The sequence below is a fragment of the Streptomyces sp. PTL18 genome, assembly GCF_059510295.1.
Genome location: NZ_JCAJZO010000009.1, coordinates 150,265 through 172,938, shown reverse-complemented (window position 1 = coordinate 172,938; position 22,674 = coordinate 150,265). Strand labels below are relative to the sequence as shown.

23 protein-coding genes and 2 tRNA genes are annotated in these 22,674 nt (G+C 70.7%); 15 read left to right on the top strand and 10 right to left on the bottom strand.

All coding sequences use genetic code 11. The features are described 5' to 3' along the window. Positions 1-3: 3 nt before the first annotated feature. Both AC5WS8_RS19435 and AC5WS8_RS19430 read left to right on the top strand, forming a co-directional pair. Complete coding sequence (locus AC5WS8_RS19435; protein WP_496104673.1) at positions 4-684, top strand: AIM24 family protein; 681 nt, start codon at positions 4-6, stop codon at positions 682-684. A 17-nt stretch (positions 685-701) separates the two neighbouring features. Next, positions 702-1,457, top strand: a complete 756-nt coding sequence (locus AC5WS8_RS19430) for an AIM24 family protein (RefSeq protein ID WP_496104672.1) — start codon at positions 702-704, stop codon at positions 1,455-1,457. 51 nt (positions 1,458-1,508) lie between these two features. On the opposite strand, the gene AC5WS8_RS19425 is transcribed toward AC5WS8_RS19430, so the two are convergent. Next, complete coding sequence (locus tag AC5WS8_RS19425; RefSeq protein WP_496104671.1) at positions 1,509-2,024, bottom strand: NUDIX hydrolase; 516 nt, start codon at positions 2,022-2,024, stop codon at positions 1,509-1,511. Further along, entirely contained in the window at positions 2,021-3,454 is a 1,434-nt protein-coding gene (locus AC5WS8_RS19420; protein ID WP_496104670.1) for a zinc-dependent metalloprotease, read from the bottom strand. The genes AC5WS8_RS19425 and AC5WS8_RS19420 overlap by 4 nt, the downstream gene beginning before the upstream one ends. Before the next feature lie 191 nt (positions 3,455-3,645). Here AC5WS8_RS19420 and AC5WS8_RS19415 point away from each other — a divergent pair, with 191 nt between their 5' ends. The 4 genes from AC5WS8_RS19415 (at position 3,646) to AC5WS8_RS19400 (ending at position 6,921) form a co-directional block, all read left to right on the top strand. Beyond that, entirely contained in the window at positions 3,646-4,809 is a 1,164-nt protein-coding gene (locus AC5WS8_RS19415; RefSeq protein ID WP_496104669.1) for an SDR family oxidoreductase, read from the top strand. 155 nt (positions 4,810-4,964) lie between these two features. Continuing rightward, the gene (locus AC5WS8_RS19410; RefSeq protein ID WP_496104668.1) at positions 4,965-5,426 is read left to right on the top strand and encodes a molybdenum cofactor biosynthesis protein MoaE; all 462 of its coding nucleotides are present in this window, start codon (positions 4,965-4,967) and stop codon (positions 5,424-5,426) included. Positions 5,427-5,574: 148 nt separating this feature from the next. Further along, positions 5,575-5,739 (top strand): hypothetical protein, encoded by a 165-nt coding sequence (locus AC5WS8_RS19405; RefSeq protein ID WP_496104667.1) that lies wholly within the window; start codon positions 5,575-5,577, stop codon positions 5,737-5,739. An 84-nt stretch (positions 5,740-5,823) separates the two neighbouring features. Continuing rightward, complete coding sequence (locus tag AC5WS8_RS19400) at positions 5,824-6,921, top strand: YlbL family protein (RefSeq protein ID WP_496104666.1); 1,098 nt, start codon at positions 5,824-5,826, stop codon at positions 6,919-6,921. 89 nt (positions 6,922-7,010) lie between these two features. Here the strand turns inward: AC5WS8_RS19400 and AC5WS8_RS19395 are convergent, their stop codons facing one another. Next, entirely contained in the window at positions 7,011-7,553 is a 543-nt protein-coding gene (locus tag AC5WS8_RS19395; protein WP_496104665.1) for a PPA1309 family protein, read from the bottom strand. 174 nt (positions 7,554-7,727) lie between these two features. Between AC5WS8_RS19395 and AC5WS8_RS19390 the strand changes: the two genes are divergently transcribed. From AC5WS8_RS19390 to AC5WS8_RS19375, 4 genes are all read left to right on the top strand, one after another. Continuing rightward, complete coding sequence (locus tag AC5WS8_RS19390; protein ID WP_496104788.1) at positions 7,728-10,715, top strand: UPF0182 family membrane protein; 2,988 nt, start codon at positions 7,728-7,730, stop codon at positions 10,713-10,715. A 43-nt stretch (positions 10,716-10,758) separates the two neighbouring features. Next, positions 10,759-10,832 (top strand) — tRNA-Met (locus AC5WS8_RS19385). Positions 10,833-11,060: 228 nt separating this feature from the next. After that, the gene (locus AC5WS8_RS19380; protein ID WP_496104664.1) at positions 11,061-13,022 is read left to right on the top strand and encodes a tetratricopeptide repeat protein; all 1,962 of its coding nucleotides are present in this window, start codon (positions 11,061-11,063) and stop codon (positions 13,020-13,022) included. 109 nt (positions 13,023-13,131) lie between these two features. After that, positions 13,132-13,205 (top strand) — tRNA-Met (locus tag AC5WS8_RS19375). Between the two features lie 156 nt (positions 13,206-13,361). Here the strand turns inward: AC5WS8_RS19375 and AC5WS8_RS19370 are convergent. From AC5WS8_RS19370 to hisN, 3 genes are all read right to left on the bottom strand, one after another. Further along, the gene (locus AC5WS8_RS19370; RefSeq protein ID WP_496104663.1) at positions 13,362-13,778 is read right to left on the bottom strand and encodes a Fur family transcriptional regulator; all 417 of its coding nucleotides are present in this window, start codon (positions 13,776-13,778) and stop codon (positions 13,362-13,364) included. A gap of 149 nt (positions 13,779-13,927) precedes the next feature. Then, on the bottom strand, positions 13,928-14,332 hold the full coding sequence (locus AC5WS8_RS19365) for a CBS domain-containing protein (protein WP_496104662.1): 405 nt from the start codon (positions 14,330-14,332) through the stop codon (positions 13,928-13,930). A 282-nt stretch (positions 14,333-14,614) separates the two neighbouring features. Continuing rightward, complete coding sequence (gene hisN / locus AC5WS8_RS19360) at positions 14,615-15,415, bottom strand: histidinol-phosphatase (RefSeq protein WP_496104661.1); 801 nt, start codon at positions 15,413-15,415, stop codon at positions 14,615-14,617. Between the two features lie 204 nt (positions 15,416-15,619). Here hisN and AC5WS8_RS19355 point away from each other — a divergent pair, with 204 nt between their 5' ends. After that, positions 15,620-16,228, top strand: a complete 609-nt coding sequence (locus tag AC5WS8_RS19355; protein ID WP_496104660.1) for a TetR/AcrR family transcriptional regulator — start codon at positions 15,620-15,622, stop codon at positions 16,226-16,228. Positions 16,229-16,273: 45 nt separating this feature from the next. Here the strand turns inward: AC5WS8_RS19355 and AC5WS8_RS19350 are convergent, their stop codons facing one another. From AC5WS8_RS19350 to AC5WS8_RS19335, 4 genes are all read right to left on the bottom strand, one after another. Continuing rightward, positions 16,274-16,597, bottom strand: a complete 324-nt coding sequence (locus AC5WS8_RS19350) for a DMT family transporter (protein ID WP_496104659.1) — start codon at positions 16,595-16,597, stop codon at positions 16,274-16,276. 104 nt (positions 16,598-16,701) lie between these two features. Next, the gene (gene rsgA, locus AC5WS8_RS19345) at positions 16,702-17,712 is read right to left on the bottom strand and encodes a ribosome small subunit-dependent GTPase A (RefSeq protein WP_496104658.1); all 1,011 of its coding nucleotides are present in this window, start codon (positions 17,710-17,712) and stop codon (positions 16,702-16,704) included. 5 nt (positions 17,713-17,717) lie between these two features. Then, complete coding sequence (gene aroA, locus AC5WS8_RS19340) at positions 17,718-19,046, bottom strand: 3-phosphoshikimate 1-carboxyvinyltransferase (RefSeq protein WP_496104657.1); 1,329 nt, start codon at positions 19,044-19,046, stop codon at positions 17,718-17,720. A gap of 116 nt (positions 19,047-19,162) precedes the next feature. Next, complete coding sequence (locus tag AC5WS8_RS19335) at positions 19,163-19,894, bottom strand: M50 family metallopeptidase (protein ID WP_496104787.1); 732 nt, start codon at positions 19,892-19,894, stop codon at positions 19,163-19,165. Positions 19,895-19,943: 49 nt separating this feature from the next. On the opposite strand from AC5WS8_RS19335, the gene AC5WS8_RS19330 reads away from it, so the two are divergent. From AC5WS8_RS19330 to rsrA, 4 genes are all read left to right on the top strand, one after another. Continuing rightward, on the top strand, positions 19,944-20,759 hold the full coding sequence (locus tag AC5WS8_RS19330; RefSeq protein ID WP_496104656.1) for an SOS response-associated peptidase: 816 nt from the start codon (positions 19,944-19,946) through the stop codon (positions 20,757-20,759). A gap of 1 nt (position 20,760) precedes the next feature. Further along, on the top strand, positions 20,761-21,396 hold the full coding sequence (locus AC5WS8_RS19325; RefSeq protein WP_496104655.1) for an alpha/beta hydrolase family protein: 636 nt from the start codon (positions 20,761-20,763) through the stop codon (positions 21,394-21,396). 254 nt (positions 21,397-21,650) lie between these two features. Further along, positions 21,651-22,331, top strand: a complete 681-nt coding sequence (gene sigR, locus AC5WS8_RS19320) for an RNA polymerase sigma factor SigR (RefSeq protein ID WP_496104786.1) — start codon at positions 21,651-21,653, stop codon at positions 22,329-22,331. Next, on the top strand, positions 22,328-22,630 hold the full coding sequence (rsrA, locus tag AC5WS8_RS19315) for a mycothiol system anti-sigma-R factor (protein ID WP_388990925.1): 303 nt from the start codon (positions 22,328-22,330) through the stop codon (positions 22,628-22,630). The genes sigR and rsrA overlap by 4 nt, the downstream gene beginning before the upstream one ends. Positions 22,631-22,674 lie beyond the last annotated feature (44 nt).

Here is a 22,674-nt window from a genome sequence, read left to right as displayed (position 1 = left end):
GTCATGAACCAGCCGCTCGCGGGCTACGCCCCCGCACCCGTCACCGCCCGTATGGAGAACCACGGCAGCCACATGCTGAAGGTCGCTCTGCAGACCGGGAACGACCTCCTCGCGCGCGTGGGCTCCATGGTCGCCTACGAAGGGTTCATCCAGTACGAGCCCAACCCGCCCGCAGTGCGCCAGATCGCACGGGACTGGATCACCGGTGAGGGCGCGCCGCTGATGAAGTGTTCCGGCGACGGTCTGCTCTACCTCGCCGACTACGGGGCGAACGTCGTCGTCATCAACCTGGCCGGGGACGCGATCTCGGTCAACGCCAGCAACCTGCTCGCCTTCGACGCCCACCTCCAGTGGGGTGTCGAACGTGTCAAGGGGCTCGCCAAGTTCGCCGGACAGGGCCTGTGGAACACGAAGATCTCGGGGCAGGGCTGGGTCGCCCTGACCTCCCGCGGTACCCCGATCGTGGTCGACTGCGGCGGCGGCGAGGACGAGACGTACGTCGACCCGGACGCCCTCGTCGCCTGGTCGCCGAACCTGAAGGTGAAGGGCAAACGCAGTTTCAAGGCGCAGTCGCTCATCGGGCGCGGCAGCGGCGAGGCGTACCAGATGGCGTTCTCCGGGCAGGGCATCGTCGTCGTCCAGCCCAGCGAGGACAGCACCGACCGCCTCCGGGTCCGGGGCTGAGGGGGGGATCGCACACCATGCAGAGCTCGCTTTTCGCCTACAACGAGCAGCAGACCCAGGAGCGCTACAGCCTGCAGAACCCGCAGATGCTGCGCGTCCTGCTGGAGGGCCACGACGACGTCCTGGCGCGCAAGGGCACCATGGTCGCCTACCAGGGGCTCATCGAGTTCGACGCCGAGTACCAGAGCGGCGGTCAGCGTCGTGCGCGTGCGTACACCGGTGAGGGCCTGGACCTGATGCGCTGTCACGGACAGGGCACCGTCTACCTCGCGAACCTCGCGCAGCACGTGCACATCATGGACGTCGAGCAGGACGGGCTGACCGTGGACAGCGGCTATGTGCTGGCGATGGACTCCTCGCTGCACCACGAGGTCATCGCCGTCGACAGCCTGTACGGGATCTCCGGCTCCGGCAAGTACCAGCTCAACATCACCGGCCGCGGCAGGGTGGCGCTGATGACGTCGGGTGCGCCGCTGCTGGTGCAGGTCACGCCGGACAAGTACGTCAACTGCGACGCGGACGCGATCGTCGCCTGGTCCACCGGTCTGCGGGTGCAGATGCAGGCCCAGACGCACTCCTCGGGGGTGTGGCGGCGCCGCGGCAACACCGGTGAGGGCTGGGAGCTCAGCTTCATGGGCAACGGCTTCGCGCTGGTGCAGCCCAGCGAGCTGCTGCCGCCGCAGAACGCCCAGATCGGGCAGGGGCTCGCCGCGCAGTTCGGCATGGGACAGCACGGGGCACGGGGACAGAACCAGGGCAACGTCTGGAGCTGAGGACGAGTGAGGGGTGACCGCTACGGCGGTCACCCCTTGCCGCTCCCGCTTTCACAGCCTGGTGCGCGTGGCCTCCAGCAGTCGTACGACCGACTCGTCCGCCACGTCCGCCACGTCGGAGTACGGGAACCAGCGCAGGTCCAGGGACTCGTCGCTGATCGCCTCCACGGCCCCGGCCGGGGCGAGCGCCGCGTACTGGACGTCGAGGTGCCACGCGCACGGCGTGTGATGCCGGTCCAGTCGCACCGGCCCGCCGGGCAGCAGGATCAGGCCCTCGATGCCCGACTCCTCGGTCGCCTCACGGTGCGCGGCGTCGGCCAGCGTCGCATCGTCCGGCTCGCAGTGGCCGCCCATCTGCAGCCACAACCGGATCTTCCTGTGGAGGGTCAGGAGCACCCGGCCGTGTTCGGGATCGATCACCAGTGCGCTCGCGGTGATGTGTCCGTCCCCGCAGGACTTCCACATGCCGTCCGGGTGTGCCTCGAGGTGGTCCAGATACGCCTGGCGCAGCTCCTGCTGGTCCTCGTACGACTTGAGTACCAGGACCGCGTCGTCGTGGAGGCTCACTCGGCGTCGCCCTCGGCTTCGCCGTCGTCGTCCTTCTTCTTCAGGTCCGGCTTGCGAGCGGAGCCGTCCGCTGCCTCCCCGAGCATCTTGTCCAGCTCGGAGAAGTCGAGCTGCTCACGGTGCACGAAGCCGTCCGGGTCGTCCAGGTCGGACGCCGTCGGCAGCATGTCCGGGTGGGCCCACAGGCCGTCCCGGCCGTCCACACCGCGCGCGTCCGTGAGCGACGCCCACAGGCGGGAGGCGTCCCGCAGCCGACGCGGGCGCAGCTCCAGACCGATCAGCGTGGCGAACGTCTGCTCGGCGGGGCCGCCCGAGGCGCGACGGCGGCGCAGGGTTTCGCGCAGCGCGTCAGCGGAGGCCAGGCGCGGTTTCGCCGCCGCGTGCACCACCGCGTCCACCCAGCCCTCGACGAGCGCCAGCGCCGTCTCCAGACGGGCCAGGGCCGCCTTCTGCTCCGGAGTGTCCTCCGGCTGGAACATGCCCTGTTGGAGCGCCTGCTGCAGCTCCTCCGGGTTCTGCGGGTCGAACTGGCCGACCACGTCCTCCAGCTTCGCCGTGTCGACCTTGATGCCGCGGGCGTAGCCCTCGACGGCGCCGAACAGGTGCGAGCGCAGCCACGGCACGTGCGCGAACAGACGCTGGTGGGCGGCCTCGCGCAGCGCGAGATACAGCCGCACCTCCTCCTTGGGCACGCCCAGGTCCTTGCCGAACACCTCGATGTTCAGCGGCAGCAGGGCGGCCTTCCCGGCCGGGCCGAGCGGCAGACCGATGTCGGTGGAGCCGACCACCTCGCCGGCGAGGACGCCGACGGCCTGCCCGATCTGCGTACCGAACATGGCGCCGCCCATGGAGCGCATCATGCCGATCAGCGGGCCCGCCATGGCCTGCATCTCCTCCGGCAGGACATCGCCCATGGCCGCGCCGACGCGCTCGGCGACCGGGTCGACCAGCTCCCTCCACACCGGCAGGGTCGCCTCGACCCACTCCGCGCGGCTCCACGCCACCGCGGAGCCCGCGCCGGACGGCAGCGAGGTCGCGTCGTCCAGCCACAGGTCGGCCAGGCGGACGGCCTCCTCGACGGCGGAGCGCTCGCCGGTGCTCACGCTCTGGTCCTTGGTGCCGTCAGAGGTGCCCTGGGAGACCGTCTGGCGGGCGATCTGCTTGGCCATGTCCCAGTTCACCGGGCCGCCCTCGTGCGAGAGCATCTGGCCCAGCTGCTGGAAGGCTGCGCCCAGGTCGGTGGGGTTCAGGGAACCGAACATCGCTGCGAACGGGTTGTCGGCGCCGGCACCGCCGGCGCCGGGCAGCCCGAAACCGAACGGGTTGGCCGGTCCCTGACCACCGCCGCTGTCCTGGTCCTTCTTCTTGCCCTCGTCGCCGTTCTCCGGCTCCTCCGGCGGAAGGCCGAATCCGAATGGGGTGTCACTCACGGGATTCCTCGGCTGGTAGGGCCACCGGTTCCTTCCGGCGGCTGGCTGCCCGACAACACCACCCAGCGTAGACACCTTGACCCGATCGGGCCTGGGTGCTTCGCCGACTCCCGGCCTGCGGCAGGATGGATGCCACCTGGTACGCACGCGTGCTTTGCGTCCGTATGGAAGACAACCGCTGGAGACGCCCGGTGAGTTCCCCAGATCCGCAGGTTCGCGCAGCGCGAAACCATTCAGCCCACTCGTCGCCCGACCACCGCCCCTCGAGGACGGCGCCTCGCGCCGGCGAGTCGGCTGCCCCTCGCGGGCCCGTCGTCGCGGTCACCGGCGCCGCCTCCGGCGTCGGCGCGCTCCTCACCGAGCGGCTCGCCGCGTCCGACGGGATCAGGGAGGTCGTCGCCATCGACGAGCGGCGCGGGGAGTGCGCGGCGGCGCGGTGGCACATCCTCGACGTGCGGGACCCGGCGATCGCGGACAAACTGCGGGGCGCCGACGTGGTGGTGCACCTGGCGCTCGACCTGGACCTGGAGACGGACCCGGCGGCGCGGACGGCCTACAACGTGCGGGGGACGCAGACCGTGCTGACCGCGGCGGCGGCGGCCGGGGTGCACCGGGTGGTGCTGTGCACGTCCGCGATGGTCTACGGGGCGCTGCCGGACAACGAGCTGCCGCTGTCGGAGGACGCCGAACTGCGGGCGACGGCGGAGGCCACCGGGGTCGGAGACCTGCTGGAGATCGAGCGGCTCGCGCGGCGGGCGCCGCGGGCGCACCCCGGGCTCAATGTCACCGTGGTGCGGCCGGCTGTGCTGGTCGGAGGCACGGACACGGCGCTGACCAGGTACTTCGAGTCACCTCGGCTGCTGGTGGTGGCAGGGTCGCGGCCGGCGTGGCAGTTCTGCCACGTCGAGGATCTCTGCAGCGCCCTGGAGTACGCCGTTCTGGAGGAGGTGGACGGGGAACTGGCCGTCGGGTGCGACGGGTGGCTGGAGCAGGAGGAGGTCGAGGAGCTGAGCGGGATCCGGCGGATGGAGCTGCCGTCCGCGGTGGCCCTGGGCGCGGCGGCCCGCCTGCACCGGATCGGGCTGACGCCGTCGCCGGCCGGGGACCTCGCGTACACGATGTACCCGTGGGTCGTGAGCGGAAGTCGGCTGCACGACGCCGGGTGGCGGCCGAAGTGGACGAACGAGGAGGTGCTGGCCGAGTTGCTGGAGGAGGTGTCCGGGCGGCACACCGTGGTGGGGCGGCGCCTCGGACGCAAGGACGCGACGGCGGCCGGGGCCGCGGGGGCGACGGTCGCTCTGCTGGGTGCGGCTGCGGTGGTGCGCAGGGCCCGGAAGGCGCGGCGGAGGGGCTGACGGGTGGCTGCGGCCGGGGGAGACCGCCCCGCCGCCCTCACCCTTCCCGTCCGCGGGGCTGCGCCCCTGGTTCCGCTGCCCGGATACCGCGTCCTCGCCGGGCCGCGCACAGCGGTCTGTTCCTGCTTGTCCGAGGTGTGCGGCACGATGGGGGCATGGCACTCAACAGTGATCACCCCGGCGAGCAGGCTGCGGATGAGCCCATCAGGCTGCTGGCCGTACGGGACACCCCCCTCTCCGTCGACGAGGTCTTCGGGGCCGTCGGGGACGACGCCGCCGGAGGGATCGCGCTGTTCGTCGGGACCGTGCGGAACCATGACGGCGGGGCCGACGTCGACGCGCTCGGGTACTCGTGCCATCCGACCGCCGAGGCCGAGATGCGGCGCATCGCCGAGAAGGTCGTCGCCGAGTACCCCGTGCGGGCGCTCGCCGCGGTGCACCGCGTGGGGGACCTGCGCGTGGGTGATCTCGCCGTCGTCGTCGCCGTGGCGTGTCCCCACCGGGGCGAGGCCTTCGAGGCCTGCCGCAGGCTCATCGACGCCCTCAAGCATGAGGTGCCGATCTGGAAGCACCAGAGGTTCTCCGACGGAACCGAGGAGTGGGTGGGCGCTTGCTGAGCGGGGCAGGTATGCCTCTCCCAGGGTTAACCAACCTCTCACCCGGGCTCCGGTTGCGTAACCGTACCCCTCGCGTGAGCGTTGACAGTGCGGATGATTAATCTGCTGATCAGTCAGTTGCGGTCGCTCATCGGGTTGGGAGGTCGGCATGGCGGCGCTCGCCTGGTTGCTGATTCCGCTTTTGGCTGCGATCGGTGCAGGAGTGTGGGGCAGTTGGGCCAGTCGGAACCGCAAGGCCGCGGGCGACGGCTCCGAGCTGGCCGGGTACGCGCGTTTCCGCGAGGCCATGGAAAGGTCCCACTCGGGCGGCTGAGCGCGCCGAGGACCCAGGAGCCGTCCGTACTCGTACGGACGGCCCTGACGGTCCGCTGACAGGGCTGTCCCGTACTGTCGTTCCATGCCACGCCGCACCGCGACGATGCTCGCCTCCACCCTGATGCTGATCGCGCTCCTGTGCGCGGGAGTGTTCATCAAAGTGCCATACTCGGAGATGTCCCCGGGGCCGACCGTGAACACCCTCGACGAGCACGGCGGGCAGCCGGTGCTGCAGATCTCCGGGCACAGGACCTACCCGACGACCGGACACCTGAACATGACCACCGTCCGGGTCACCAGCGCCGACTACAACATGAACCTGGTGGAGGCCGTCTACGGCTGGCTGGCGCACGACACCAAGGTGGTTCCGCACGACACGCTCTACCCGGACGGCAAGACGGAGCAGCAGTCCACGCAGGAGAACGCCGAGGAGTTCAGCCAGTCGCAGGAGAGCGCCAAGGTCGCCGCCCTCAAGCAGCTGGGCATTCCCGTGAAGTCCTGGGTGATCGTCTCCACCGTGCTCAAGGGGTCGCCCTCCGAGGGCAGGCTGCACGCCGGTGATGTCATCAAGGCCGTTGACGGCAGTGCCGTGAAGGCGCCCGACGACGTGGCCAAGCTGGTCACCAGGCACAAGCCCGGCGAGAATGTCGTGTTCACGATCGTGCCCGCCAAGGAGCAGGCCGCTGCCGAGAAGGCACACAGGACGGCCACCGAAACGCAGAATGTGACGATCACCACGGTGAAGTCCCACGACACGGGCAAGGAGCGGGCCATCGTCGGGATCTCCGCCGGGACCGATCACACCTTCCCGTTCACCATCGACATCAAGCTCGCGGACGTCGGCGGGCCGAGTGCCGGGCTGATGTTCGCGCTCGGCATCTACGACAAGCTCACCCCGGGCAGCCTCACCGGTGGCACGTTCGTCGCCGGCACCGGGACCATCGACGACGACGGCCACGTCGGGCCGATCGGCGGCGTCGAGATGAAGACCGTCGGCGCGCGCAGCAAGGGCGCCCGGTACTTCCTCACCCCGAAGGACAACTGCGCGTCCGCCGCCAAGGACACCCCCGAGGGGCTCACTCTCGTCAGGGTCAACACCATCGGGGACGCCCTGAACGCCCTCAAGGACATCCGCACCGGCAAGACCGCCGATCTGCCGAAGTGCACCGCCAAGAGCTGATGGACAGTGCCTTCACATGCCTGGGGGGCGCCCGGGGAATTCCGGGCGCCCCCCGGTCATGGAGGCGCCCCCACGCGTGCGCGGAGTGCTCAGTCCTCGAACGTCGCCGCCAGCGCCTCGGCCAGGCCCGGCACCAGGTCAGGCCCCGTCAGCACCTCCGTCGGCGAGTCCTTCTCGCGCAGCCGCAGCGCCGACTCCCGCGCGCCGTCCCGCAGCACCGCCACCGTCATCCGCACCTCCTGGCGGTCCGGGTGCTCGGCGACCCATGCGGCCAGCTTCTTCTCGCTCAGTCCCTGCGGGACCTGGGTCTCCGCCGACGGCGGCAGCATCAGCCGCTCCACCGTCAGCGCACAGCCGGCCACCGCGTCGGGCCAGGCGATGGTGGCGAGGAACTCGTCCAGCGGCCGGTCGGCAGGGATCTCGTCCTGCTCGATCGGGGTGAGACCCGCGGCCTCGGGCTCCTCCTCCAGACCGAGCTGGGTCGCGAGTACGGGCTCCTCGGTCCGCAGACGCGCGGTGTCGACGAGGGCGAAAAGGCGAGCGGGCTGGTCCCAGCCGAGGCCTGAGGCGTACTCGTCGATCTCGAGCACGGCCCGGGTGAGCGGGTTCGCTGCCATGGGAGTGTTGGACATGGTCACAATCCTGCCTCGTTCCCACCCGGAAGCGGGAACCGAGTAAAGCGCCAGTAAGTTGCATAGGTGAGGCTCCGTGATCGTGGAGCCTCATCCTTGGTCCGCGTTCACGGGGGCCTGACGGATCAACTCGGATCAACAGCGAACTTCGAGGTGCGCACCTTGGCTTTCCAGATGCCCGACCGCGGCGGAGGCCCGACGGGGCCACGGATCAGAGTGGGCGGCCCGTCCGCGCGGGCCCGGACCCTGCTCATGACGCTCGGAGTCCTCGCCGTCCTCGGTATGGCGTTCGTCATGTTCGCCGGTTTCTGGACGGACTGGCTCTGGTACCGCTCGGTGAAGTACTCGTCCGTCTTCACCACCACCCTGTGGACCAAGATCGGGCTCTTCTCCGTCTTCGGTCTGCTGATGGCGGCGGCGGTCGGCGTCAACATCTGGCTCGCCCACCGGCTGCGCCCGCCGCTGAGCGCCATGTCCATGGAGCAGCAGAGCCTCGACCGCTACCGGATGGGGATCGCGCCGTACAAGACGTGGCTGCTGCTCGGGATCACCGCCCTGGTGGGCCTGGTCGCGGGCGCGTCGGCGTCCAGCCAGTGGCAGACCTGGCTGATGTGGATGAACGGCGTGCCGTTCCACCAGAAGGACCCGCAGTTCCACCTGGACGTCTCCTTCTACGCCTTCGACCTGCCCTGGTACCGCTTCCTGCTCGGCTTCGGCTTCGCCGCGACGGTCCTGTCGCTGATCGCCGCCGCGCTCACCCACTACCTGTACGGCGGGCTGCGGATCACCTCCCCCGGCGCCCGCGCCACGGCCGCCGCCACCGGGCACCTGTCGGTGCTGCTCGGTGTCTTCGTCGCCCTGAAGGCGGTCGCCTACTGGCTCGACCGGTACGGACTGGCGGTCAAGTCCAGCGACTTCAAGGCGACCGGCAACTGGACGGGCCTGAGGTACGTCGACGCGAACGCCTATCTGCCGGCCAAGACGATCCTGTTCTGCATCGCGGTGATCTGCGCGCTGCTGTTCTTCGCCACCCTGTGGCGGCGTACCTGGCAGCTGCCCGTGATCGGCTTCGGCCTGATGGTGCTCTCGGCGATCCTGATCGGCGGGCTGTACCCGGCGATCGTCCAGAAGTTCCAGGTCCAGCCGAACGAGCAGGCCAAGGAGGCGCCGTACGTCGAGAAGAACCTCAAGGCGACGCGCCAGGCCTACGGCATCGACGACGCCCAGGTCACCGAGTACCCCGGGACGAGCAGCACCAAGGACAAGAGCACCCTGCGCGACGACGCGGACGCCACGGCGAGTATCCGCCTGTTGGACCCGAACATCGTCTCCCCGACGTTCCAGCAGCTCCAGCAGATGAAGAACTACTACGCCTTCCCGACCAACCTGGACGTCGACCGGTACACCAAGGACGGCAAGGACCAGGACACGGTCATCGGGCTGCGCGAGCTGAACCTGAACGGCGTTCCGAAGAACAACTGGATCAACGACCACTTCCGCTACACCCACGGCTACGGCGTGGTCGCCGCCAAGGGCACCACCGCCGACGCCAACGGCCAGCCCGTCTTCACCGAGTCCGACCTGCCGTCGACCGGTGACCTGGGGACGTACCAACAGCGGATCTACTACGGCGAGAAGACTACCGAGTACTCGATCGTCGGCGGCCCCCAGAAGGAGATCGACTACTCCGACGACAACGGCGAGAAGACCACCAGCTACCGGGGCGAGAGCGGGGTCAGCCTCTCCAGTCCGATCAACCGGGCGGCGTACGCGGTGGCGTTCAGCGAACCGCAGATCCTCTACTCCGGCGCCATAGGCCACGGCTCGCGCATCCTGTACAACCGCACGCCCAAGGAGCGCGTCGAGGCAGTCGCGCCCTGGCTGACCATCGACGGTGACGCCTACCCCGCGGTCGTCGACGGCCACATCCAGTGGATCGTCGACGCCTACACGACGTCGAACGGCTATCCGTACTCCTCCCGTACCACGCTGGGCGACACCACGGCCGACTCGCTGACCGCGGGCAACACCCAGCGCGCGGTGATGGCCCAGCAGAACCAGGTCAACTACATCCGCAACTCGGTGAAGGCGACCGTCGACGCGTACACCGGCGAGGTCAAGCTCTACCAGTGGGACACCGAGGACCCGGTCCTGAAGACCTGGATGAAGGCGTTCCCGGGCACCGTGGAGCCGCGCGGCGACATCTCCCCGTCGCTGATGTCCCATCTGCGCTACCCGCAGGACCTGTTCAAGGTGCAGCGCGAGCTGCTGACCCGCTACCACGTCAAGGACGCGCAGACGTTCCTCAGCGGCAGCGAGGTGTGGCAGGTGCCCGACGACCCGACGAACAAGACGGGCAACGCGGTGCCGCCGTACTACCTGAGCATGAAGATGCCCGACCAGCAGGCGCAGGCGTTCTCCCTGACGACGACGTTCACACCGAACGGCCGTGACAACCTGAGCGCCTTCATGGCGGTCGACTCCGAGACGGGCACGCCCGACTACGGCAAGATCAGGATCCTGAAACTGCCGACGAGCAAGACGGTCGACGGGCCGAAACAGGTGCAGAGCCAGTTCAACTCCCAACAGGACATCGCCGAGTCGATCAGGCTGCTCAGAGGCGGCGACTCGGAGGTCGAGTACGGCAATCTGCTCACGGTTCCGATCGACGGCGGCCTGCTGTACGTGGAACCCGTCTACGTCCGTGGCGGTGAACTCAAGTTGCCCCTGCTGCGCAAGGTGCTGGTGACCTTCGGCGGCAAGACCGAGTTCGAGGACACGCTCGACCAGGCGCTCAACAAGGTCTTCGGCGCGGAGGATTCGACCCCGCCGCCGGACACCGGGGCCGGCAACCCGCCGACGTCAGGCAACCCGACCGTCCAACAGGCGCTCCAGGACGCCCAGAAGGCCTTCGACGCCGGCCAGGAGGCCCTCAAGAAGGGCGACTGGGAAGCGTACGGGCGGGCGCAGAAGGACCTTCAGGACGCGCTGAAGCGGGCCGAGGAGGAGCAGTCCAAGGCCGGAAAGACCAGTGGCGGTGGCAGCGGCGGCTCGGGGGGAAGTGGTCCCTCCGCCGCTCCGAGCAGCTCGCCCAGCGGCAGTCCGAGCAGTTCGCCGAGCGGCAGTCCGAGCAGTTCGCCGAGCGGCTCCGGCGGGGGCTGAACCAAGACCTCTCCCGCGCCGTGGTACGGTTGACCAACAACGGCGCGGGGTGGAGCAGCTCGGTAGCTCGCTGGGCTCATAACCCAGAGGTCGCAGGTTCAAATCCTGTCCCCGCTACTGAAGTCGAGGGCCCGGATCCTGATGATGGATCCGGGCCCTCGACGTGTGTGCGACACGAGGAGCGTACGGCGTGACCAGGCGACTTGCCTGAAATGTGGCCGCTTGTGGGGGCAGTTGGCCAGTTCTGTGTTTCACTTGTCTCTCTGTGGGCATGTCGACAAAACGCTGAAGTGACCTCACTGGCTGCGGTATACCAGGTGTACCCAGGTTGCAGGTGGTGCGACGATGGACGTTATGGGGGAGAAGGCAGCTCTGTTCGGGACGGGTCGATTTGTGCGGCCCGCCGACCGGCTCGCGAGCCGGCCGGCCGAGCAGTCCGCCGACATGTCCGCTCATCGGCTCGCTCACCCATCCGTCGATCACTCAGCCGATTCCCCCGGTGATTCTGCGGGCGACCCGTCTGCCGAGCCATCCGTCGACCCGTCGGTCGACCAGGCCGTGGAGCGTGACGAGGCCGGGGAGGCGGTGGAGGAGGCACGGCAGCGACTCGCCGCCGAGACCGGCGACGTCCAGGCGATGAGCGTGCTCGGCGCCATGCTGCTGCGCCGCGGCGATCTCGACGGGGCCGAGCCCCAGCTGCGCGCCGCCACCGCCGCGGGTGACCGCGCCGCCGCCAACAACCTGGGCGTGCTGCTGCACCAGCGCGGATACGCCGAGGAGGCGGCCGGGTGGTGGCGGATCGCCGCCGTCGCCGGGTCCGCCGCGGCGGCGCACGCGCTCGGGCGGCACCACCGTGAGCGCGGCGACGAGCCGGCCGCCGAGTACTGGCTGCGCCAGGCTGCCGAGCAGGGTCATGTCCTGGGCGCTTACGCGCTCGCCGACCTGCTCGAGCACCGCGGTGACGACAGCGCCGAACAGTGGATGCGGGCCGCCGCGGAGCGCGGGCACCGTGAGGCCGCGTACCGGTTGGCGAGAGCGCTCGACCACAGGGTGCAGCGCGAGCGGGAGGCGGGTGCTGACAACGGTGTCGAGCCGTCCGCGCTCGAGGAGGCCGAGCAGTGGTACCGGCAGGCCGCCGCGCGCGGGCACCGGCGGGCGGCACTGCACCTGGGGGCGATCCTGGAGCGGCGGGGCGAGCTGAAGGAGGCCGGGCGCTGGTACCTGACGAGCGCCAAGGACGGCGAGGCGCGGGCCGCCTGCGCGCTCGGCTTCCTGCTGCGGGACGCGGGGGACACCGAGAGTGCCGCGGTGTGGTGGCTCAGAGCCGCGCAGGAGGGAGACGGCAACGCGGCGAACGCGCTGGGCGCGCTGCACGCCGAGCGCGGGGAGACGCAGACCGCCGAGCGGTGGTACCGGGCGGCGATGGACGCGGGCGACGTCAACGGTGCGCACAACCTGGGCCTGCTCTGTGCCGAGCAGGGACGGACCGCGCAGGCCGAGCAGTGGTACCGGCGCGCGGCGTACGCAGGGCACCGGGAGGCGGCGAACGCGCTCGCCATCCTGCTGCTGCAGGGCGGGGACGCGGCGGGGGCGGAACCGTGGTTCTCGAAGGCGGCCGAGGCGGGGAGCGTGGACGCCGCGTTCAACCTCGGGATCCTCTACGCCGGGCGGGGTGAGGACGGCACGGCTCTCGGGTGGTACGAGCGGGCGGCGGCCGCCGGGCACACGGAGGCGGCGCTCCAGGTCGGGATCGCCCGGCTGCGTCAGGGAGACGAGCAGACGGCCGAGCGGCATCTGCGCTGCGCCGCGGGGGGCGGCAGCGCGGAGGCCGCGTACCGGCTGGCCATGCTGCTGGACGCGCGCCGGCCGCCGGCGCCCGCACATGAGCTGGGGGAGCCGTCGCACGAGAAGAGCGAGTGCGAGGAATGGTACGAGCGGGCGGCGTCGCAGGGGCACCGCCGGGCGCAGGTACGGGTCGGGATGCTGGCCGCCGCGCGGGGTGACGTCATGGAGGCGGCCCGGTGGTACCGGGAGGCCGCGGAGGGCGGGTCGCGGAACGGCGCGTTCAATCTGGGGCTGCTGCTGGCGCGGGAGGGGAGCGAGCCGGAGGCCGCGCTGTGGTGGACCCGGGCCGCCGACGCCGGGCATGGACGGGCGGCGTTGCGGTTGGCCCTGGTCTACGCGCGTCAGGGAGAGCTGGTGGAGGGGCAGCGGTGGGCCGACCGGGCCGTGTCGCTGGGGCCTCCGGAGGTGGCGGAGCGGGCGGCACGCTTGCGGGACGCCCTGCGGGAGGAACTGTCGGCGTGACGCCGCGCCCGGTTCCGCGCATGAGGAGTTCCGCGCCCGAGGAGTTCCGGGGTGCGGCTGAAGCGATTTGCCTCTGTCCGCGTCGTTGACGTAATGTTGCGTTCACCGACGCGGGGTGGAGCAGCTCGGTAGCTCGCTGGGCTCATAACCCAGAGGTCGCAGGTTCAAATCCTGTCCCCGCTACTGAAAGCCCGAGGCCGGGACCCGTATGGGTTCCGGCCTCGGGCTATTGACAGGTCCTCTGTGATGGGTCCATGCGCCCCCTGGGTGGTCGGTACACCCCCTGGGCGGTCGGTACGCCGCCTTGGGCGGGTGGCGCAGGGCCCGGGCGAGGCGCCGCTACGCCGCCGCGCACTCCGGGCACAGGCCGCGGTACGTCACCTCGACGTCCGACACCGTGAAACCGAAGCGCTCGGAGTCGGGCAGGTCCGTCAGCGGGTTGCCCATCGGGTGGACGTCTCGGATCGTGCCGCAGGCGGCGCACACCAGGTGGTGGTGCGGCCGGTGCGCGTTCGGGTCGTACCGCTTGGCGCGGTTGTCCGTGGTGACCTCGAGCACCTCGCCGAGGGACACCAGTTCACCCAGCGTGTTGTAGACGGTCGCCCGGGAGATCTCCGGCAGCTTCGCGACGGCACGGGCGTGCACCTCGTCGGCCGTCAGATGGACGTGCTCGCCGTCGAGGACCTCGGCCACGACGCGCCGCTGCGCGGTCATCCGCCATCCACGTCCGCGCAGGCGTTCCAACAGGTCACTCATACCCCTCAGCCTAACAGCAAGGCGACCAGTTTCCGAACGGGTGTGACTTTGGATCCTTTCTTGAATTGGATTAAGTCCATGTGGTGGGGGTCGCCGGTTGGGAGGGGGCCCGGATCCCGTGGGAATCCGGGCCGTTCCTGCGTGCGCGGCTAGGTGGTCGACACGGCGGGGGCGCGCTTTCCGGCCGGGGCCCAGCAACGGATGATGTCGCGGACCGAGACGACGCCGACCGGTTGGTCGTCGTCGAGGACGATCAGGTGCCGGAAACCGCCGTGGGCCATGGCCCGTGCGGCTTCCTCGAGGGTCCAGGACGGCGCGGCGAACACGACGTCCGTGGTGGTGTGCGCGTGGACCCGTTCGACGTCCGGGCTCTGGCCCAGGCCGACGGAGTTGAGGATGTCGCGCTCGGTGAGGATGCCGGGGCCGCCGGCGTCCGGGTCGAGGACCACGGCCGCGCCGACCCGGCGGGCTGACATCAGGGCTGCTGCCTGGCGGAGGGTGTGTGCGGGGCCGATGGTGAGGACGACCGTGCTCATGGCGTCGCGGACGAGCATGGGGCGGAGCCACCTCCTGGGGATGTGCCGGTGTTGCGGGTGTGCTGGACGGAACCCACTCGTCGGCGCCGGCTCAGGGATCCGGATCCGCAGGGGTCCGCCCGCCGGAAGCGCCCGTTCCAGACTTCACAAATTCACAAGTGGGTGATCCCCAGGTTCCCAGGCAAAGGGCGGGTCAACAAGAGGGCGCGCGACGCGAGTTCAGGGGCGCTCGCGGTGCACAGCAGCACCCCTGGTGTCTCGTACCGGCCGGTAGTGGCTGGGGCCTGTCGGCAGCAGGCGCTAGTACCGATCGTTCAGATAGTCGAGCAGGGTGTCCTGGAGCAGGCCGTTGGACGCGGCCGCATTGCCGCTGTGCGGACCCGGGCGGCCGTCGAGGCCCGTGAAGGCGCCCCCGGCCTCGGTCACGATGATCGCGTTCGCCGCCATGTCCCACAGCGACAGCTCCGGTTCGGCACACATGTCCACCGAACCCTCCGCGACCATCATGTACGGCCAGAAGTCGCCGTAGCCCCGGGTGCGCCACACCGCTCGGGTCAGATCCAGGAAGCCGTTCAGCCGGCCCTGCTCCTCCCAGCCGGACAGCGAGGAGTACGCGAAGGACGCGTCCGACAGCCTTGAGACACGCGAGACGTGCAGCCGCGACGCCGAGGACAGACTGCGCCCGGTGAACGCGCCGTGCCCCTTGGCCGCCCACCAACGGCGGCCCAGAGCAGGCGCCGAGACGAGGCCGACGACCGGCTGGTAGCCCCCTTCGCCCGCCTCCGTCAGAGAGATCAGCGTCGCCCACACCGGCACGCCGCGCACGTAGTTCTTGGTGCCGTCGATCGGATCGATCACCCAGCGGCGCGGGCCCGTGCCCTCGATGCCGTACTCCTCGCCGAGGATCGCGTCGCGCGGCCGGGCGCGCTGGAGCTGGCCGCGGATCAGCTCCTCGGCGGCCTTGTCGGCCTCGCTCACCGGCGTCATGTCCGGTTTGGTCTCGACCTTGAGGTCCAGAGCCTTGAACCGGTCCATGGTCGCGGCGTCGGCCGCGTCCGCGAGCACATGGGCGAGCCGCAGGTCATCGAGATAGTCGGGCATGACCGAACCGTATCTGCCCTTTCGCCGGACCGGCCACAGGGGAAGGGGCATCTTCGTGGGGCGCCTCCGCGGACGACTTCGCGCGGGGGCGTGATCGCGGCGTGTGACGGCCGGTGCGCGCCCTTCGATGCCGCCGAGAACCCTTGACAGTGTTGGTGCACGCGTCAACCCTGTGCGTCAGAGCCGCTGGTCCCGAGGGAGGCGATGATGCCTGCAGCACGGGAATCCCTGCTGGACGCCGCCTACACGGCACTCCAGCGCCGTCCGTGGTCCGCCGTGCGCATGGTGGACGTGGCCGCGGCGGCCGGCGTCTCCCGCCAGACGCTGTACAACGAGTTCGGCAGCAAGGAGGGACTCGCCCGCGCCCTGGTGCGCCGGGAAGCGGACGCGTACCTCACCGGTGTCGAAAGGCTCCTCGCCGCGCGTGGGGATGCCGGCGAGCGGCTGGCTGCGACCGCGGAGTGGACCGTTTCGGCGGCCCGCGAGAACGTCCTCGTCCGTGCCCTGCTCACCGGCTGCTGGAGCGAGTCGTTGCCCACCCCGTCGTTGACGGCCGTGCCGTCCGGCTCCGCGGTGCCGGCGCAGCGGCGGGCCGACGGGCCACTGCCCTCGCCGTCGGACTTGGTGGCCCTGATACGTGACCGTGCTGTCGCGGCGCTGGTCGTGCCCGGCATGGGCACGAGCGACGCCGCGGAGCTGGCCCGTGCCTGCGAGGTGGTCGTCCGGTTGTCGCTGTCGTGCGTGGCCGCTCCGCCGCGGCAGGGCGGGGTCGCGGAGCTGGTGCGGGGCGCTGTGCCGCGGCAGGTTCGGTGACGGTGCGCACCGAGGCCCGCCCCCCAGGGGGTGTGCCCCTCGTTCTCAGTGAGCCGAGCCCGAGAGCTGCAAGCCGATCACGCCCATGATCACGAACGTGATCGAGACGATCTTCAGCGTGGACACGAGGTCCCCCAGGAACACCATCCCGTAGATCGCCGTCCCCGCCGCCCCGATCCCCGTCCAGACCGCGTACGCCGGGCCCACGTCCAGCCTCTTCAACGACAGGGTGAGGAGGCCGAAGCTGCCCAGCGCGAAACAGCAGAACGCGACGGTCGGCCAGAGCCTGGTGAAGCCGTGGGAGAGCTTGAGGCAGACGGCGAAACCGGTCTCGAGAAGTCCGGCCACGATGACCAGCAGCCACGCCATGTGTCGTCCTCCAACGTCCCCGCGCCGACTGCTTCGTCCGGTCGGATCAAGCCCGGTGCGAGTAAGCCTTTACCTGGGTGTCAGGGACGCAAACACCGGCGAGGTCAGTCACCTTCCGTGCGTTCCCGCGTGGCGAGCAGCCTGCGCAGGGAGTACAGCCGGGCCGGATCCGCGTGCCCCTCGGCGACCCACGCGTCGAGCGCGCAGTCCGGCTCGTCGTGGCTGCACGCGCGCGGGCAGCCCTCGGTACCGGGCTCGAGGTCCGGGAAGGCGTGGATGACACGGGACGGGTCGATGTGGGCGAGGCCGAAGGAGCGTACGCCCGGGGTGTCGATGACCCAGCCGTCCGCCTCGTGCAGCGGCAGCGCCAGCGCCGAGGTCGTGGTGTGCCGGCCGCGGCCCGTGACCGCGTTGACGTGCCCCGTGGTCCGCCGCCGGTCCTGCGGAACCAGCGCGTTGACCAGGGTGGTCTTGCCGACGCCGGAATGCCCGACGAACGCGGTGGCCTTGCCGTCGAGGTGCTCGCGCACCCGGTCCGCGGCGTCACCGGTCTCCAGCTCCTCGCGGCTGGTGACCACGTAGGGGATGTCCAGGTCGCCGTACAGCTCCAGGAGCTTCTCGGGCGGGGCGAGGTCGGACTTGGTCAGCACCAGCAGCGGGTCCAGGCCGCCGTCGTAGGCCGCGACCAGGCAGCGGTCGATCAGACGCGGGCGGGGCTCGGGGTCCGCGAGGGCGGTGACGATGGCCAGCTGGTCGGCGTTGGCCACGACCACGCGCTCGTAGGGATCGTCGTCGTCGGCGGTGCGGCGAAGCACCGATGTGCGCTCCTGGATCCGGACGATCCGCGCCAGGGTGTCCTTCGCGCCGGACAGGTCGCCGACCAGGGCGACGCGGTCACCGACCACCGCCGCCTTGCGGCCCAGTTCCCGGGCTTTCATCGCCATGACCGTACGGCCGTCGACGAGACAGGTCAGCCGGCCGCGGTCGACGGTGAGGACCATGCCCTCCGCCGCGTCCTCGTGCTTCGGCCGGATGTTCGTACGCGGCCGGTTGCCCCTGCGATGGGGACGGGTCCGGATGTCGTCCTCGTCGGTGTGCTTGCCGTAGCGGCGCATGGTCGTCAGTCCGCCCGTCGGTTCCCCAGCATCCCGGTCCACAGGTCGGGGAAGTCCGGCAGCGTCTTGGCCGTGGTCGCCACGTTCTCGATCCGCACGCCCTCGACCGCGAGGCCGATGACGGCGCCCGCGGTCGCCATGCGGTGGTCGTCGTAGGTGTGGAAGACCCCGCCGTGCAGGGGGCGCGGCCGGATGTGGAGACCGTCGGCGGTCTCGGTGACGTCGCCGCCCAGCTCGTTGATCTCCTTGGTCAGGGCGGCCAGGCGGTCCGTCTCGTGCAGGCGCAGGTGGGCCACGCCGCGCAGGGTCGACGGGGAGTCCGCGAGGGCCGCGACCGCCGCGATGCCCGGGGTGAGCTCGCCGACCTCGCTCAGGTCCACGTCGATGCCGTGGATGGCACCGGAACCGGTGAATTCCAGGCCCCGCTCGGTCAGCTCGCAGGAACCGCCCATCTCGGTGAAGATCTCGCGCAGCCGGTCGCCCGGCTGGGTGGTGCGCCCCGGCCAGTCCGGGATGACGACCTTGCCGCCGGTGACCAGGGCGGCCGCGAGGAACGGCTGGGCGTTGGACAGGTCCGGCTCGACCGTCAGGTCGCGGCCGAGCAGCGCGCCCGGCGTGACCCGCCAGACGCCCGGCTCGCCGCCCGACTCGGGGGTGTCCACCTGGGCGCCGACCGCGCGCAGCATGTCGACGGTCATCCGGATGTGCGGCATCGACGGCAGCGTGGCGCCGGTGTTGCGGACCTCGACGCCCTGGTTGAAGCGCGGGGCCGACAGCAGCAGGGCGCTGACGAACTGGGACGACGAGGAGGCGTCGACCGACACCGGGCCGCCGTCCAGCGCGCCTCCGCCGTGGACGGTCAGCGGCAGCGCGCCGCGGCCGTCGTCGTCGATGCGGGCGCCGAGGGTGCGCAGAGCGTCGATCACGCCGTTCAGGGGGCGTTCGTACGAGCGGGGGTCGCCGTCGAAGTGGACCGGGCCGTCGGCGAGGGCGGCCACCGGGGGCAGGAAGCGCATCACGGTGCCGGCGTTGCCGACGTCGACCGTGGCCGGGCCGTGCAGTGCGGCGGGGATCACGCGCCAGGTCTCGCCGGAGCCGTCCGGACCGACCCCTTCCTCGATGCCGACCCCCATCGCGCGCAGGGCGGCGGCCATCAGCAGCGTGTCGCGCGAGCGCAGCGGACGGCGCAGCCAGCCGGGTTCGGAGGCGAGGGCGGCGAGCACGAGGGCGCGGTTGGTGACCGACTTGGACCCGGGCACGTGAACCGTCGCGTCGACGGCTCCGCTCGCGTGCGGGGCGGGCCAGAGGGCGGTGTGCGGGGGAGTCGGGGCCATGGCCCCACTCTATAAGGGCGCCGTTGCAGGGGGTGTCGTCCGAGCGGGCGCCGTGGTCGCTGGTCGCCCGACGAGGCGGAGCCGACCGTCGGCCCTTCGCGCCTCCCACCACCGGGTCACATCCGAAGCAGCCACCGCCCGCCGCCCATCAGCGAGCACAGCGACACCGTGTGGAACAGGAACAGCCACAGCCCGGCGGGGACGTTCGTCAACCGTGCGAGCTGGTCCGCGTCCGAGTCCCGGGCGCCCCCGCGGGCCCGCTTGACCTGCAGCTCGAAGGCCGGACGCACGCCGCCCAGCAGCAGGAACCACACCACCGCGTACGCGAACGCCGCCTGCACCTGCGGGCCGGTCAGCCAGGACACCGCCAGGAAGGTTCCTCCGGTCAGTAGCACGGTCAGCGCCCCGTACGCGTTGCGGATCATCACCAGCATCGCCACGAGCAGCACGGTCGCCAGCCACAGCAGTGCGGTGATGTGCCCGGCGGCGAGCAGCGCCGCGCCGCCGAGGCCGAGGAGCGGGGGAGCGGTGTAGCCCGCGGCGGCGGTGAGGATCATGCCGAGGCCGTACGGCTTGCCGCGGCTGACGGTCAGGCCGCTGGTGTCCGAGTGGAGCCGGATGCCGGTGAGCGTGCGGCCGCTCAGCAGCGCCACCAGACCGTGGCCGCCCTCGTGGGCGATCGTGACGGCGTTGCGGGATATCCGCCACACGTTGTGCGGGACGACCACGGCGAGCGCCGCGGCCATGGTTGCGATCACCACCCACAGAGCGGGGTCCGGCTGACTGCCGAAGACCTCGTCCCAGAGATCGGGCAGGGAACTCAGCGAGGTCGAGGCGAGGCTGTCCATTGCGGTGAGTGGCTCCAGGAGTGTCGGCGGATCTGGCAGTGTGGCACGCATGTGCGGACGGTACGCAGCGAGTCGCAGGCCCGAGGATCTCGCAGGAATCTTTGACGTGGAGAAGTGGGAGCCCGAGGAGGCCCTGGGGCCCGACTACAACGTGGCGCCGACCAAGGAGGTCCACGCGGTCCTGGACCGTCCTGTGAAGGACGCAGGCGACCAGCGCCCGGTTCGCCAGTTGCGCAAGCTCAAGTGGGGACTCGTCCCCTCCTGGGCCAAGTCGCCCGAGGGCGGTGCCCGCATGATCAACGCACGTGCCGAGACGGTGCACGAGAAGCCGTCGTACCGCCGGGCCTTCGCCGCCCGGCGCTGCATCCTGCCCGCCGACGGCTACTACGAGTGGGTCACCGCCAGGGACGAGCGGGAACGGGAGGTCGAGGGCCGCAGGAAGCGCCCGCGCAAGCAGCCGTACTTCGTGCTGCCGGCCGACGGCTCGGTCTTCGCCATGGCCGGGCTGTACGAGTTCTGGCGGGACAGGACCCTGCCCGACGACCACCCCCGGGCCTGGTGGGTGACCTGTTCGGTGATCACCACGGAGGCGGAGACGACCCCGCTGGCCGTGGCGCCGGCCGAGGGCCCGCGCACCCTGGCCGACATCCACCCCCGGATGCCGCTGATGCTCACCCCGGACCGCTGGGACGCCTGGCTGGATCCGTCCCACACGGACCCCGACGACCTGCGCTCCCTGCTGGACCCGCCGCCGCCGGGCCTGATGCGTGCCTATCCGGTTCCCACGGCGGTCAGCAACGTCCGCAACAACGGCCCGGAGCTGCTGAAGGAGCTGGCGGGGCCTGAAGAGGGGACACTGTTCTGACGTGACCGATGTGACACAGAGCGTCGAGACGGACGCCGGTACTGCCCGCGTCACCTGGCACCGGGCCACGAAGGCGAGGCTCGTGCTGGCCGTGGGCCATGGCGCCGGCGGCGGCATCGAGGCGCGCGACCTCCAGGCGCTCGCCCGGGTCCTGCCCACGCACGGTGTGACCGTCGCCCTCGTCGAACAGCCCTGGCGCGTCGCCGGCAAGAAGGTGGCGCCCGCGCCGAAGACGCTGGATCTGGGCTGGCGGGGGGTGTGGCCCGCGCTCGCCGGCCCCGGGCTGCCGGTGATCTCGGGCGGGCGCAGCGCGGGGGCCCGGGTCGCCTGCCGAACCGCCGCCGAGCTCGGCGCGCACGCGGTCCTCGCCCTGAGCTTCCCGCTGCATCCGCCGGGCAGGCCGGAGAAGTCCCGCGCGGACGAACTGCTGGGCGCGGGTGTGCCCACGCTGGTGGTGCAGGGCGGGAACGACCCGTTCGGGAAGCCGGGGGAGTTCCCGCAGGGTTCGTACGGGATCGTCGAGGTGCCCTGCGGCGATCACGGCTTCGCGGTGCCCAGGCGCGCGGACATCACCCAGGAGCAGGCCCTGGAGACGGTCACCGACGCGGTGGTGAAGTGGGTCACGTCACTCGGGTGACCTCCGGGAATGTTGCGGGGTGGGCCACTGTTGTCGGGTTCAGACAGCACCGGGCGTGCCGTACGCACCGACGAGAGGAAGTCCGCCGCATGGGTTCGACCATCTGCCCGAGCCGCAGCAGCAGCGCTGACCTGGAGTGGACGGTGCTGCACACGGCGAGGACCGCGCCGGTTCGAGCGGCGGCGGGCAAGGATGTTCGTCTATCCTCCGATTCGAGTGGGGCCGCTCTCGGTCCTGCCACATCGCTGGAGGAGGTGGGTCCGGTCACCGGTACCGACGCAGGGACCGACTACGGCCAGGCGGAGCAGCCCGAGGGCCGGGGCGCGGGCACGGAGTCGTCCGCCGAGCGCAGCGCGCGCTTCGAGCGGGACGCGCTCGAATTCCTCGACCAGATGTACTCGGCCGCGCTGCGCATGACGCGCAACCCGGCCGACGCCGAGGACCTGGTGCAGGAGACGTACGCGAAGGCGTACGCGTCCTTCCACCAGTTCCGCGAGGGCACCAACCTCAAGGCATGGCTGTACCGGATCCTCACCAACACGTTCATCAACTCCTACCGCAAGAAGCAGCGCGAACCCCAGCGCAGCGCGGCCGAGGAGATCGAGGACTGGCAGCTGGCACGCGCCGAGTCGCACATGTCGACCGGCTTGCGCTCCGCGGAGTCCCAGGCGCTCGACCACCTTCCCGACTCGGACGTCAAGGAAGCGCTGCAGGCGATCCCCGAGGAGTTCCGCATCGCCGTCTATCTCGCGGACGTGGAGGGCTTTGCGTACAAGGAGATCGCCGACATCATGGGGACACCCATCGGCACGGTGATGTCCCGGCTGCACCGGGGCCGCCGTCAACTGCGCGGCATGCTCGAGGACTACGCCCGCGAGCGCGGACTGGTCCCGGCCGGCGCCGGAGAGTCGAACGAGAAAGGCTCGGGCTCATGAGCTGCGGAGAGCCGCACGAGACGGACTGCAGTGAGGTCCTGGACCATCTCTACGAGTTCCTCGACAGTGAGATGCCGGACGTCGACCGCACCAAGTTCCAGCAGCACTTCAAGGAGTGCTCTCCCTGCCTGGAGAAGTACGGGCTGGAAGAGGCCGTGAAGAAGCTGGTGAAGCGGTGCTGCGGCCATGACGACGTGCCGACGGACCTGCGGGCGAAGGTCATGGGCCGGATCGAGCTGATCCGCTCCGGTCAGACGGTCCCCGAGCACGATGTGACCGCGACTCCGCAGGAGTCCTGAACTCCAGTTCGGAACGCTTGGTCGTTCCCGGGCCGTCCGTCACT